This is a genomic window from Mycolicibacterium llatzerense, from assembly GCF_000878195.1.
GTDB classification, from domain to species: domain Bacteria; phylum Actinomycetota; class Actinomycetes; order Mycobacteriales; family Mycobacteriaceae; genus Mycobacterium; species Mycobacterium llatzerense.
In genome coordinates, this window is the sequence record NZ_JXST01000011.1 from 26,003 (window position 1) to 38,660 (window position 12,658).

Annotated in this window: 9 protein-coding genes; 4 read left to right on the forward strand and 5 right to left on the reverse strand. The window is 66.7% G+C overall.

The window, feature by feature from the left end; translation table 11 throughout:
- Positions 1 to 13: 13 nt before the first annotated feature.
- Both TL10_RS09690 and TL10_RS09695 read right to left on the reverse strand, forming a co-directional pair.
- Positions 14 to 1,114, reverse strand: a complete 1,101-nt coding sequence (locus tag TL10_RS09690) for an FAD-dependent oxidoreductase (protein ID WP_043985489.1) — start codon at positions 1,112 to 1,114, stop codon at positions 14 to 16.
- A 1-nt stretch (position 1,115) separates the two neighbouring features.
- Positions 1,116 to 1,907, reverse strand: coding sequence for an SDR family NAD(P)-dependent oxidoreductase (locus TL10_RS09695; RefSeq protein ID WP_043402303.1), 792 nt, complete (start codon positions 1,905 to 1,907; stop codon positions 1,116 to 1,118).
- Between the two features lie 63 nt (positions 1,908 to 1,970).
- On the opposite strand from TL10_RS09695, the gene TL10_RS09700 reads away from it, so the two are divergent.
- A complete protein-coding gene (locus tag TL10_RS09700) occupies positions 1,971 to 2,864 on the forward strand; it encodes a hypothetical protein (RefSeq protein WP_043985490.1) in 894 nt (297 codons plus the stop codon).
- On the opposite strand, the gene TL10_RS09705 is transcribed toward TL10_RS09700, so the two are convergent.
- Positions 2,861 to 3,586, reverse strand: a complete 726-nt coding sequence (locus tag TL10_RS09705) for an Rv3717 family N-acetylmuramoyl-L-alanine amidase (RefSeq protein WP_110789021.1) — start codon at positions 3,584 to 3,586, stop codon at positions 2,861 to 2,863. The genes TL10_RS09700 and TL10_RS09705 overlap by 4 nt on opposite strands.
- Before the next feature lie 312 nt (positions 3,587 to 3,898).
- Here TL10_RS09705 and TL10_RS09710 point away from each other — a divergent pair, with 312 nt between their 5' ends.
- Positions 3,899 to 5,698, forward strand: a complete 1,800-nt coding sequence (locus tag TL10_RS09710; RefSeq protein WP_043985568.1) for a CocE/NonD family hydrolase — start codon at positions 3,899 to 3,901, stop codon at positions 5,696 to 5,698.
- Positions 5,699 to 5,768: 70 nt separating this feature from the next.
- Here TL10_RS09710 and TL10_RS09715 read toward each other — a convergent pair whose 3' ends face one another.
- Complete coding sequence (locus TL10_RS09715) at positions 5,769 to 6,932, reverse strand: sulfotransferase family protein (protein WP_234711420.1); 1,164 nt, start codon at positions 6,930 to 6,932, stop codon at positions 5,769 to 5,771.
- A 108-nt stretch (positions 6,933 to 7,040) separates the two neighbouring features.
- On the opposite strand from TL10_RS09715, the gene TL10_RS09720 reads away from it, so the two are divergent.
- Positions 7,041 to 7,616 carry a TetR/AcrR family transcriptional regulator gene (locus TL10_RS09720; RefSeq protein ID WP_043985493.1) on the forward strand — a complete coding sequence of 192 codons (576 nt, stop codon included), beginning with the start codon at positions 7,041 to 7,043 and terminating at the stop codon, positions 7,614 to 7,616.
- Entirely contained in the window at positions 7,613 to 8,710 is a 1,098-nt protein-coding gene (locus TL10_RS09725) for a DUF1214 domain-containing protein (protein WP_043985494.1), read from the forward strand. Before TL10_RS09720 ends, TL10_RS09725 begins: the two co-directional genes overlap by 4 nt.
- 49 nt (positions 8,711 to 8,759) lie before the next feature.
- Here TL10_RS09725 and hrpA read toward each other — a convergent pair whose 3' ends face one another.
- Complete coding sequence (hrpA, locus tag TL10_RS09730) at positions 8,760 to 12,656, reverse strand: ATP-dependent RNA helicase HrpA (RefSeq protein WP_043985495.1); 3,897 nt, start codon at positions 12,654 to 12,656, stop codon at positions 8,760 to 8,762.
- Positions 12,657 to 12,658 lie beyond the last annotated feature (2 nt).

Genomic DNA, 12,658 nt, shown 5'->3' on the forward strand with positions numbered 1-12,658 from the left:
TCGAAAAACGACCCTAGTCCCGAACACCCCGATACAGCTGGCGGCGCACCACGAAACGTTGCAGGACTCGGTCGACGGTCCACGCGGGGAACCGGACCGCCTGTCCCCACGGGGTGAACACCTCCAGTCCGTCCGGCTGCGGGCCGAGCACTGAACCCCAGCGCACGGACGGCGGGCGGTAGCGGCGCAGTTTGCCAGACTTCAACTGGGCCAGGATGTTTCGTGCCACCAGTGCACCGCCGCCATTGCGGGCCGACGTCCGCAGCGGATCGGTGGCCGCGACATCGCCGACCGCGAAGACCCCCGGATGTCCGGGTACCGCCAGCTCCGGGGTGACAGTGACGAAGCCGTCGTCGTCGAGAATCTCCGACGGTAGCCACGCGGTGTTGGGCCGCACCCGGCCGACGGCCCACAGCACCGCATCAACGTCGGCGTCCGGTTGGCCGGTACTGAATTCGATTGGTCCGGTGGTTATTTCGTCGCGATCCGGGGGTAGGACCGCGCGATGCCCGAGCTGCAGCCGGACGCCGAGTTCGGCCAGCCGCTGCGCGACGCGCACCTGGGTTCCGGAGTGGTAGCCCGGAAGTATTTGGGCGCCAGGGAAATACAGGTCGATCAACTTGTCGGGCCAGGTGCGAGCCAGATTCCCCGCACTGCTCACCGCCGTGGCACCGCCACCCACCACGGCGACGCGCCGGGCACCGGCCAGCCGCTCGTGGGTGTCCCGCAGTTCCGCCGCGACGTCATCGGCCGTCTGCAGCGTGGGCCGGCGCCAGAACCCGTTGGTGGTTCCGGTGGAAATGAGCAACACGTCGAACGGCTCGATGGTCTCGGTGCCGTCGGCTGCCACGACCGTGACCGTGCGGGCGTCCAGATCGGCACCGGTCAAGGCACCGTGCACGATGCGCGCCGGATCGAGGCCCCGGAACCGGCGGAAACCGATGAAGTAGTCCCGCGCCCAGTCGTGCGGCCGCGACACCCGCATGCCAAGCTCCTGCCCGCTGACCAGCCCGTCTTTGACCGAGATGCCGACGACATCGGCGTGCCGGGCCAGCCGGACGGCCGCGAGGATGCCGCTATCCCCCAGCCCGGCGATGACGACGCGTTTGCGCACGTCAGGGCAGGATCGAGTCGACGTAGCCACCGTCGGCGCGGACCGCGGCGCCCGTGGTGGCCGAGGACTGCTCCGAGCTGAGGTAGACCACCATGTTGGCGATCTCTTCGGGTTCAATCAGCCTGCGTAGCAACGATTGTGGGCGGTACTTGATCATGAATTCGCGCTGCGCCTCGTCCCACGGCAGGTTCTTGTCGACCAGCTGGTACACGAAGTCCTCGACGCCGCCGGTGTGCGTCGGGCCGGCGATCACCGAATTCACCGTGACGCCGGTGCCTGCCGCGTCCTTGGCGAAACCGCGGGTCACCGCCAGCAGTGCGGTCTTGGACGTGCCGTAGTGGATCATCTCCTCGGGGATGACGATCGCCGAGTCGCTGGCAATCTGGATCATGCGGCCCCAGCCGCGTTCCGTCATCCCCGGCAGGTAGGTGCGGATGAGCCGGACCGCGGACAGGACGTTGACCTCGAAATACCGCCGCCACTCGTCGTCCGTGATCTCCTGGGCCGGGATCGACCCGAAGATGCCGAGGTTGTTCACCAGGATGTCGACATCCGGAAGTTGTTGTGTGAGTTGAGCTACGCCCTCGGCGGTGGTGACGTCCGCGGCGACGCCGACGACATCGGCGAGGCCTTTGGCGGTCAGCTCGGCGACGGCCGCTTGGACTCGTTCCCCGCTGCGTCCGTTCACTGCGACGCGGGCGCCGCTGGCACCCAGTCCCTCGGCGATGGCCAGCCCGATGCCCTGGGTGGATCCGGTTACCAGGGCGGTCTTACCGGTCAGATCAATGTGCACAATCAGCCTCCAATGAATACTCCGGTCACACAACGCTAGCGACCCCGCTGAATAATCCGGGGCATGACCGAACTTTTGGTGCTGCACATCGCCAAGCGCGAGATTCAGGCCGTGTCGCTGGACGGTTCGCGGGTCCGGACGCTGGTCGCCGATGTCGATGAGACACCCGACGGCATCGTCGTCGACCAGGCCCGGGGCCACATCTACTGGACGAACATGGGCACCCCGGACCCCGGTTCAGGGCGAGGGTCCCGGTCGACGTTCTTCACGCGCAACGGATCGCTCGAGCGGGTGACTCTGGACGGCTCGGACCGGCGAACCATCGTGCCGCGGGGTGCGTTCACCACGGGCAAGCAGTTGACGGCTGATTTCGGCGCGGGGTTGCTCTACTGGTGCGACCGCGAAGGCATGCAGGTGCTGCGCTGCCGGCTGGACGGTTCCGGTTTGGAGACGCTGGTGGTGGCGGGAACCGACGCGCAGGATGCGCGCAATCACTGCGTGGGCATCGCCATCGACCCGGTCAATCGCCTGGTCTATTGGACGCAGAAGGGCGCGCCCGACGCCGGTCAGGGCCGAATCTTCCGGTGCGGCACCAATATTCCGGTGGGCCGCACGGCCGCTGACCGCGACGACATCGAGTTGCTGTGGCAGGACCTGCCCGAGCCCATCGATCTGGATCTGGACGATTCGGGGCGCTTGGTCTGGACGGACCGCGGCGCTGAACCGGACGGCAACACGCTCAATCGCGGACAGGTCCAGCCTGCGGCCGGGGCCTACGAGATCCTGTCCCGCGGGTACCAGGAGGCGATTGGTCTGGCCACGACCGACTGCACGACCTACTACGTGAGCGAGCTGCGCTCCGGCGGTATCCGCGCGGTGAATCTCGCCGACGGAACCGACCGCGAGCTGGCGCAACTGGGTCCCGGTGTCACCGGTGTCGCGCTGGCTGAGCTCTAGCTCGCCTGGATGAACGCGGCGATCCCCTGGCAGATGGCGTTCGCGTAGGTCTGCCACCCCTGCATGGTGGCCATCGCCGCGCCTTCTTGAGGGTTCTTCATGTTGCCGCACTCGACCAGGATCGATGGGAACTGAGCGAGGTTCAGCCCGGTCAGGTCGGCCCGGCCGTAGAGGCCGTTGCTACCGATATAGGTCGCTGGGGTCAGCCCCGCTGCCACCATGCGATCGCGCATGATCTGCGCGAATTGCACCGACGGCCCGGCCTGTACCTGATTCAGCGGGGGCGCCGAGTAATTGACGTGGAAACCGTGGCCGCCAGCGGGGCCGCCGTCGGCGTGGACCGACACAACCGCATTCGGCCGCAGGGAATTCGCCATCTCCGCCCGCTGATCTACACATGGCCCCAGGGCATTGTCGTTGTTGCGAGACAGGTGGACCTGCACGCCGGCATTCGCCAATTGCTGCTGCATCAGCAGCACCACGTTCCAGGTGAACGAATGCTCGGGAAACCCTGCCGTTGTGGAGGTTCCGCTGGTCTGGCAGTCCTTGGTACCGCCGCGGCCGGTGGGCACCTGCTTGCTGATCGACGAGTCGTTGGCCCCGTTGTGCCCCGGGTCCAGGAACACGACGGCCCCGGCGAGACCAGCTGCTTTCGCCACGGGCGCAGTGAGCGACGACATCATGGCAGGCATACCGACCAGGACCGGCGCCGCCGCAGCCATTCTCAGCATGCGCCGGCGCGAGATGCAGCCGACGCCCTTGGCCTCGTCGTCTCTTTCACACGGACTACTGGTCACTGATTGGATGCTACGGACCGACCCTGGGAACACCCCCGAGCGCCCAGACACGGTTCCGTCACGAAGCCATAACTTCTTTCGGGTTCGGCGTACGGTCGAGGCGTGGAGACGAACGTCGAGACAGCAGGCGTGGGGGCGCGTATCAAGGCCATAGCCGGTTGGGCCGCCACCCGCACCCGCAAGACCAGTCCATCGCCGCTACTGCCAGCGTGGGAAGCCCCGCCGGCGCAGTACGGCATCGGTGTCCACCACAACGTGGCGGTGCCGATGAGTGACGGCATCGCGCTGCGGGTGGACATCCACTATCCGACCGATCCGGGCACGGGCGAGCCCGCGGCCGGGCCCTTCCCCGTGCTGCTGTCGATGACGCCGTACGGCAAGAAGGCACCCCCTCCCGCTGCCCAAATTGGCGGCGGCGCAACACCGTATCTGATTCGCCGTGGCTACATCGAGGTGATGGCCGACGTGCGGGGCACCGGTGTGTCGGGCGGCTCTTTCGAGATGCTGGGACCCGAGCAGGTCCAGGACGGCGTCGATCTGGTCAATTGGGCTGCGTCGCTGCCCAATTCGAATGGCCGGGTCGGCATGTTCGGTATTTCGTATCTGGCCATCAACCAGCTGATGACGGCGGCCGCGGTCGGCCCCGGGTCGCCGCTCAAGGCCATCTTCCCGGCGATGGCCGCCAACGACTTCTATCGCGACGTCGTCACCATGGGCGGCGTCCCGCATATGCGTACGGTCCGCGCCTACGGCGCCACCTACTCGCTGCTGAACGTGGTCAACCCCGCGCTGGAGTTCGCGCATCGCGGTGGGCATGAAAGGCCCAGGGCCGGCGGCATTTCCGCCGTGCGGCAGCGGGGTCGCGACCAGCGCGGCTACTTCAAGAACCTGATCAAGGACGCGATCGCCGGCGGCGACACCGCATTCGACGGAGCCTTCTGGGACACCATGCGCCCGGCGGATGTGGTGCCGAAGATCGCCGAGAACGGTGTCGCGGTCTTTCTGGTGGCCGGGTGGCACGACGCGTTCCAACGCGGAGCGCCGCTGAACTACGCCGCACTGCAGAACACCTTCGCCGGCCGTCCCGCCGGCGCTGCCATGACGGCCGACCAGCCTGTCTCCGACAAGTTCCAGCTGATGGCCGGCCCGTGGTACCACGTCTCGGATCTCGACGGCCAGCATCTGCAGGCCTTGCAGCTGCGCTGGTTCGAACATTGGCTCAAAGACGACGACACCGCCGCCGTCGCGGGCGATCCGGTGCGGTTCCGGGCCATCGGGAGCTCAAAGTGGTTCCGCACCAACGCCTATCCGTTCCCGGAAGCAAAACCGACCAGGCTCTACCTCGGTCTGGGCGGCGGCCTGCATGCCACGCCGTCGACGGACGAGTCGACCGCCACGCTGCAATACCTCTCTCGCGGACCGGTTTCCGGACGCAGCCTGGAGCAGTGGAGCCTCGGCATGGGCAGTTTCATGGTCTCTCAGACGGGCCGGAGCGTCCGCTACGACCAGGACAACACCCGGCTGCAGCGCCAGGCCCTGACCTACACCAGCGAGGCGTTCGACACCGAACAACTGCTGGCCGGGCCGGTTGGGCTGACAATCTTCGCCACTGCGGATCGAACCGAAACCCTGTGGGTCGCACACCTCGACGACCTCTCTCCGGATGGCGTCAGCAGGCCGCTGACGCAAGGGGCGCTCCTCGGTTCGCATCGCGCCCTCGACCCCGAGGCCAGCTGGCTGCTGCCCGACGGCACCGTGCTCCGGCCACAGCACATCAGCACCAAGGCGGCGGCCGAACCCGTCGTGCCCGGTGAGCTGACCCGCTACGACATCGAGGTCTTTCCCACCGCGGCAATCATCGCCTCGGGCCATCGGTTACGGCTGACCATCACCACCTACGACTTCCCACATCTGGTGCCGACCCGCCCGCAGCGGGCAGCGCTGGCCGGCGGGGTCTACCGGATTTCGCAAGGCGGCATCCACGCATCGCACCTGGTGGTGCCCCTGGCCGACCCGGCGACCATGGAGCAGCCCTAAGCGCGAGCAGACGCAAAACTGTCGATTTCGGCGCGAAAACGACAGTTTTATGTCTGTTCGCGGGGAGAAACTAGGCCAGGAAGCGCTGGGTGTAGGGCGCGAAGCGGGCCTCCAGGTCTTCCGGGTCGAGCCCGAACATCTCGCAGGACGTCTCGACCCGGCCCAGCCGGCCGCGCTGATGAGCGGCCAGGTAATCCGCCATCTTGTTGCGTTCGACTTCCGAAAGTTGTTCCTCCGCAAGGGCGAACACGCTTTCTGCGGTCCCGAGATCGTCGGCCATGAAATCGTCGAAGCGGATGTCGATGGACCGGTCCCGGCCGATGATCTCCCGGTTACGGACCAGGCCCGCGAGCATGTGCTCCAGCCGCTGTACCCAGTACGCCGCGATGTGTTCGACCGGAACCGGGCTGCGGTGCATACGCGCCGAGTAGGTGATCATCGCGATCATCGACAGCACCACCGGCACAGGATCGCGATGCGTGAAAACGCCTACCACACCGGGCAATTCGGCATTGAGCACCGGTAGTTGTTCGAGATGCTGCGGCGACTTGAGCAACCAGCGCCGGCCGCCACGCAGGAACTGCAAGGCCTTCAGCTGGGTCACCATGTGCCGGTAGTGCGGCGTCTGGTCGTGGGCTTCGTAGTAGTCACGCCACGCGGGGACGTCCGCCAAGGTCTCGAAGTACATCGTGGAAAAGTCGTTGGCCAACAACTGAATTTCCTCGTGCACATGGTCGGTGGTCATCTCGTGCATCAGCGGGAAGTGCGGCATCACGATGTTCATCACGCTGACGGCGACGTCCATCCGGGTCCGCCGCGGGTCCGGCTCGATACCGGCCTCGGAAGCCAGCGGGAACGGCTCCATCGACTCCCAATATGGCAGGGTCCGGAAGGTCCCGGAGGCAGCCAGCAGGTTGTGCAGGTGCGTCGTGCCGGTGCGTGGCAGCCCGACGATCACGACTGGTGGCAGTAGGTCGATATCGTGAATCTCGGGGTGGCGCCTCAACAGATCGGTCAGCAGCAGCCGGTTCTTCAGCAGCTGCAGTAGTTGACCGTAGAAGTTCACGACGCCGGGGCCGTTGAGGCCGTCGATTTCCCGCAGCGCTTTGAGCAGCACGTCGAGGCGCTCGCAGTAGTCGGTAGGACCGAAGTCATCGAGGCCGGTGTCGGCGCTTGCCCTTGCGTGCAGCGCAGCCGCGTCGAGCGGACAGTCCGCGGCCATCATCGTCATCATGTCCCGGAACTGCTGCGCCTCGGCCGTGAAGGTGGGATCGGCCAGGTCATCGAGCCGGACAACGTCTGTGGTGTCAGTCACCCTATTTATGTTACTATGAGTTTCGTAATGGCGAAAGAACTTGGTAGACCTCGTGATCGGCGCATCGACGACGCCGTGCTGGACGCCACCGTGCAATTGCTCGGCGAAGTCGGTTATGCCGCACTGTCGGTGGACGCCATCGCCAAGCAGGCCGGCACCAGCAAGCCGGCGATCTATCGGCGCTGGCCCAGCAAGGCACATCTCGTCCACGAGGCCGTGTTCCCCGCCGGCATCGCCACCGAACTGCCCGACACCGGGTCGCTGGCCGGCGATGTCCGGGCCATGGTCCGCGGCACCGTTGCAGTGTTCAGCACTCCCGCGGCTCGCGCCGCCCTACCCGGACTGCTCGGTGAAATGACCGCCGACGCCACCCTGCACAGCGCTCTGCTGGGCCGGTTCGCCGACGCATTGGGGCCCGAACTACACGCCCGACTAGACGCCGCGGCAGCGCGCAGCGAACTCCGCGCGGACGTCACCTCCACTGACCTGACCGAGGTCATCACCGGTATCGCATTGCTCGCCGCACTCACACGGGGCGCTGCCCCCGATGACGACTGGATCGACCGCAACACCACACTCATTCTGAAAGGTATTGGCGCATGACCGAATCCGCTGCCGCTTGGCGGGAACTCCTCGACACCCTTCGCGAGCTCGACACCTCCTTCCTCGAGGGTCCGCGTGCCGTCACCGACGACCGCCAGATCGCCGACGGTTACCGGATGCTCGCAACCGGACTCGGGGTGGCGCTCGACTGCTACCTGTATCCCGAACCCGGACGGCCACAGTTCATCCTGGTCAATTCACCGTTCCGGCACGACCGTCGCTGGGGCGGCGACAACACCGATGCGCACTACTACATGTGCCCGGTCGACCCGCAGGGCCGCTACCGGATCAGCGGCAACAAGGGGGACAGCGTCTATCTGTCACTGACCGCGTACAACGAACCCTCCCCTGGCGCCTGGTCCAATCGCGTGGTGGCGATAATCCGGGACGACGAAATGGATTTCGACGACGAGGGCAACTTCTCCTTCGAGATCGGGCCCTTGCCCGACGCCGCGGTCTTCTTCACCCGCGACTATCAGGCGGACCCTGACACCGGCCGAGCGGCCACCTGGAACATTGAGGCACTCGACGCACCTGAGCCGTTGCGGCACAACGATGTTGCCACCGCTGCCGCGCTACGGGCCAGCGCCACTTGGCTCCGAACACTGTTCGCCATCATGCCGATGCCGGTGGGCACCCGGCCCGACGAGACTTCCCTGGGCCACTCCGTCGCCCACTCGGCCAACGAATTCGCCGCGCCCTACCAAGTGCCGGACGCCAACTTCGGCTGGTCGGCGCGCGATGCCTGCTATTCCTACGGCAGCTTCGTGCTGGCCGAGGACGAAGCACTCGTCATCACCCATCGACCGCCGGCGTGCCGGTTCTGGAACCTGGTGGTGTGGAACCAGTTCATGGCCAACCCGGGTGTCCGTGACGCCCGCAGCTCGGTCAACGGGTACAGCGCGGTGCCCAACTCGGACGGCACGGTGACGGTAGTCCTGTCCGGCGGCACCACCGCGCACCCGAATTCATTGACCACACTGGGCTATCCGCAGGGCATTCTGGCATTCCGGTGGTTCCTCACCGATCAGGTGCCGGACCGGCCCGAAGTGCAGCTGGTCAAGATCGCGGACGCCCCCACCTCGCCTTCCTGAGCGGTTTGTGCACGATTTTTTGCGCCGACCGCGGAAAATCGTGCACAAATCACGGGACGACGGCGTCGATCGCCCGGTAAATCCGCTGCTCGCTGACCGGCCGCGGGGTGCCCAACTGCTGGGCCCAGAGGCTGACGCGCAGTTCTTCGATTTGCCGGGCGATGTCGCGGACGTCGTCGCCCTGGCAGCGTAGGGGTGAAAGTGCCTGCCGCAGTTCGTCGTACGCGTCTTCGACGGCATAGACCCGATCCATCCGTTCGCGGTCCGCGGCCAGAGCCTGGGGCAACCGCTCCAGCCGCCGGCCGACCGCGGTCAGATACCGGGTCAGGTCAGCGAGGTGGGTGACACCCGTAGCCGCAACGAACCCCACGGGCAACAGCCGAGCCAGCTGCGCGCGAATGTCGGCGACCGCGTCGGCCTGCAGGGCAGATGGCCTGTCGGGCAAGGCAACCTGCGCCGCATGCGCAGCCGCCAGCACCCGCTCGACGCGGCCGACGACGTCGAGCGTCGTCGGGACCAACTTGGCTGCGACCGCGTCACGGAGCGACCCGAATTCAGCGGCAGTCCAGACCGGTTTGGGCGCCAACACCCGCATCGCGGCATCAGCACAATCCTCCAGCAGCGCAGCCAGGCTGCCGTCCGGATTGCTGGAGAGCGACAGTCGCGCACGAGGATTCAGCCCACGCTCAGCTGCCTTAACCGGCGACGGTGCGGCCAGGCGGAGCAGTCGTCGCAGCCCCGGGCCCATGGCCGCGGCCTGTTCGGCCACCGTCGGGAACACCCGGATATCGACCGCTGCTCCGGTATCCACAAATGCCGGGAATCCGCGCACCGTATGGCCAGCGGCCGAGCTCTCCACTGTCCGAGGCAATTCGGCGAGGTCTTCGGGCCAGGATTTCAGACCGGTCCGCTGCAGATCGCCCGCAACAGCACCGGCAACCGCCTGCCGCACCGATCCGGCCAGCTTGTCGTGGAGCGCGCCCAGGTCCTTGCCGCGCGCCACCTCGGTGCCGTCTTTCTCGACCGCGAACGTGACCCGCAGATGATCGGGAACCTTGCTCAGGTCGAAAGCGTCGATCGGCACCAGAATGCCACTGCGCCTGCGCAGTTCCCGCTGCAATTCCTCGAGTAGCGAGCCGTCGCCGGGATTCAGGTCCGGCAGTACCGCCCGTGCGGTGTCGGGTGCCGGCACAAAGTTGCGCCGCAAATCCTTGGGCAGCGACTTGATCAGCGCCGACACCAATTCCTCGCGGAGCGCGGGCACCTGCCAGGCAAAACCATCGCCCCCGAGTCTGGCCAGCACCTCGACCGGGACATGCACCGTCACACCGTCATCAGCGGCCCCCGGCTCGAACCGGTAGCTCAGCGGCAGCGACAAGTCGCCCGTCTGCCAGGCATCGGGCTGATCGGCATCGGTGTCCGCACGGAGCAGGTCGCTGCGTGTCATGGTCAGCAGGTCCGGCGTCACATGCCGCTGCTTCTTCCACCAGGCATCGAAATGCTTTGCTGACACTGCATTTTCGGGCACGCGCTGGTCATAGAAGGCGTAGACCTCGTCGTCGCCCGCCAGCAGATCACGGCGCCGGGCGCGTTCCTCCAGCTCTTCCAGTTCGGCACGCAACCGCGTGTTGTCCCGGAAGAAATGGTGCCGCGTCTGCCAGTCCCCCTCGACCAGCGCGTGCCGGATGAACAGCTCGCGGGCGACCACCTGGTCCACCTGCGCGTATCCAACCCGTCTGCGCGGCACCAACGGCAGCCCGTAGAGCGTCACCCGTTCGAACGCCATGACGGCACCGCGGCGGGCATCCCAGTGCGGCTCACTGAAGGTGCGCTGCACCAGATCTCCGGCGACCCGCTCGACCGTCTCGGGCTCGATCCGAGCCGCAATGCGGCCGAACAGCCGGCTGGTTTCCACCAGGTCCGCGACGACGATCCAGCGCGGCGGCTTCTTGGTCAGCACCGAGCCCGGCGCCAACACGAACCGAGAGTTGCGGGCGCCCTGGTAATCCCGCGTCTCGCCTTCCCGCAACCCGACGTGCGACAGCAGCCCGGCGGTCAGCGCGGTGTGGACGCGCAGAGCGTCCGCATCGTCACCAGACTCCCGAATGCCGAGATCGCCGGCGATGCTGCGCAATTGGCCGACCAGGTCCTGCCATTCGCGAATCCGCAGATAGTGCAGGAACTCGTCGCGGCACATCCGGCGGAATGCGCTGCCGGACAACTGGTTCCGCTGCTCACGCAGGTAGTTCCACAGGTTCAGGTAGGACACGAAGTCCGAATGCTCGTCGGCGAAGCGGGCGTGCTTCTGCCGGGCCGCTTCTTCCCGGTCCGACGGCCGTTCCCGCGGATCCGGAATCGACAGCGCGGCCGCCAGGATCAGCACCTCGCGCACGCAGCCTTCGGTGTCGGCCTGCAGGATCATCCGGCCGACCCGCGGGTCCAACGGCAGCCGGGCCAGCCGGCGACCGACGTCGGTGATGGCACCCTTGGCGTCGAAAGCGCCCAGTTCCTGGAGCAATTGGATGCCGTCGCGGATGCTGCGCGCATCGGGCGGGTCGAGGAACGGGAACGCTTCGATGTCTCCCAGCCCAAGGGCCGCCATCTGCAGGATGACCGCACCCAGGTTGGTGCGTAGGATTTCCGGATCGGTGTACCGGGGCCGCGACTCGAAGTCGTCCTCCGAATACAGGCGGATACACACACCGGGTGCCGTACGGCCGGACCGGCCGGACCGCTGGGCGGCCGAGGCCTGTGAGATCGGTTCGATCGGCAGCCGCTGCACCTTGGTGCGCCGGCTGTAACGGGAGATGCGGGCGGTGCCGGGGTCGACCACGTACCGGATACCCGGGACAGTCAGTGACGTCTCGGCGACGTTGGTGGCCAACACAATCCGGCGCGGGCCACCCGGCTTGGCATTGAAGACCTTCTGCTGGTCCGCCGTGGGCAGCCGGGCGTACAGCGGCAAGATCTCCGTCGGAAACACGTCGCCGGAGAAGGCGTCGCGCAATGCCTCTGCGGTATCTCGGATTTCGCGTTCGCCGGACAGGAACACCAGTACGTCGCCGGCCGGTTCGGATTCCAGTTCGCGCACCGCGTCGACGATCGCCTCGGTCTGGTCGCGCGGCTCGGTGCGGACGATCTCGTGGTCCGGATCGTCCGGATCGTCACTGTCATCCACCGCAACAGGGACTTCCAGAGGGCGGTAACGGATTTCGACCGGGTACGTGCGGCCGGAGACCTCGACGATCGGGGCATCGAAGAAGTGCTTGGCGAACCGTTCCGGCTCGATGGTCGCCGACGTCACGATGACCTTGAGATCCGGGCGCCGCGGCAATAATTCGCGCAAGTAGCCCAACAGGAAGTCGATGTTCAGGCTGCGTTCGTGAGCCTCGTCGAGGATCAGAGTGTCGTACCGGAGCAGCCGCCGGTCCCTCTGAATCTCGGCGAGCAGAATGCCGTCAGTCATCAGCTTGACCAGGGTCGAGTCGCTGGCCTGGTCGGTGAAGCGCACCGTGTAGCCGATGGCACCACCGAGCGCGGTGCCGGTTTCGTCGGCAATGCGCTGCGCCACGGTGCGGGCCGCCAGCCGGCGCGGCTGGGTGTGCCCGATGGTGCCGCGGATGCCGCGGCCGAGTTCCAGGCAGATCTTGGGCAGCTGCGTCGTCTTGCCCGATCCGGTCTCGCCGGCGACGATCACCACCTGGTTCTCGGTGATGGCCTTGGCTATTTCCGCGCGCCGGTCGGTGACCGGCAGGTCCGGGTAGGTGATGACGGGCACCGCCGCGAGACGGCCGGCGATCACGCCCTCCGCCGCAGCGATCTGTTCTGCGATCTTCTCGGGGGTGTCGCCCCGCAGGTTCTTCAGCCGACGATCCAGCCGCGCGGCGTCACGGATGGTCAGCCCATCGAGACGGTCGCGCAGATCGCGCAGCTGAAGGTCGGACACCA

Coding starts and splice junctions, on each gene's coding strand:
- TL10_RS09700 (WP_043985490.1), top strand. CDS start 1,971: ATGACCGAACTTTTGGTGCTGCACATCGCCAAGCGCGAGATTCAGGCC.
- TL10_RS09705 (WP_110789021.1), bottom strand. CDS start 3,586: ATGGCTGCGGCGGCGCCGGTCCTGGTCGGTATGCCTGCCATGATGTCG.
- TL10_RS09715 (WP_234711420.1), bottom strand. CDS start 6,932: ATGATGACGATGATGGCCGCGGACTGTCCGCTCGACGCGGCTGCGCTG.
- TL10_RS09720 (WP_043985493.1), top strand. CDS start 7,041: ATGGCGAAAGAACTTGGTAGACCTCGTGATCGGCGCATCGACGACGCC.
- TL10_RS09725 (WP_043985494.1), top strand. CDS start 7,613: ATGACCGAATCCGCTGCCGCTTGGCGGGAACTCCTCGACACCCTTCGC.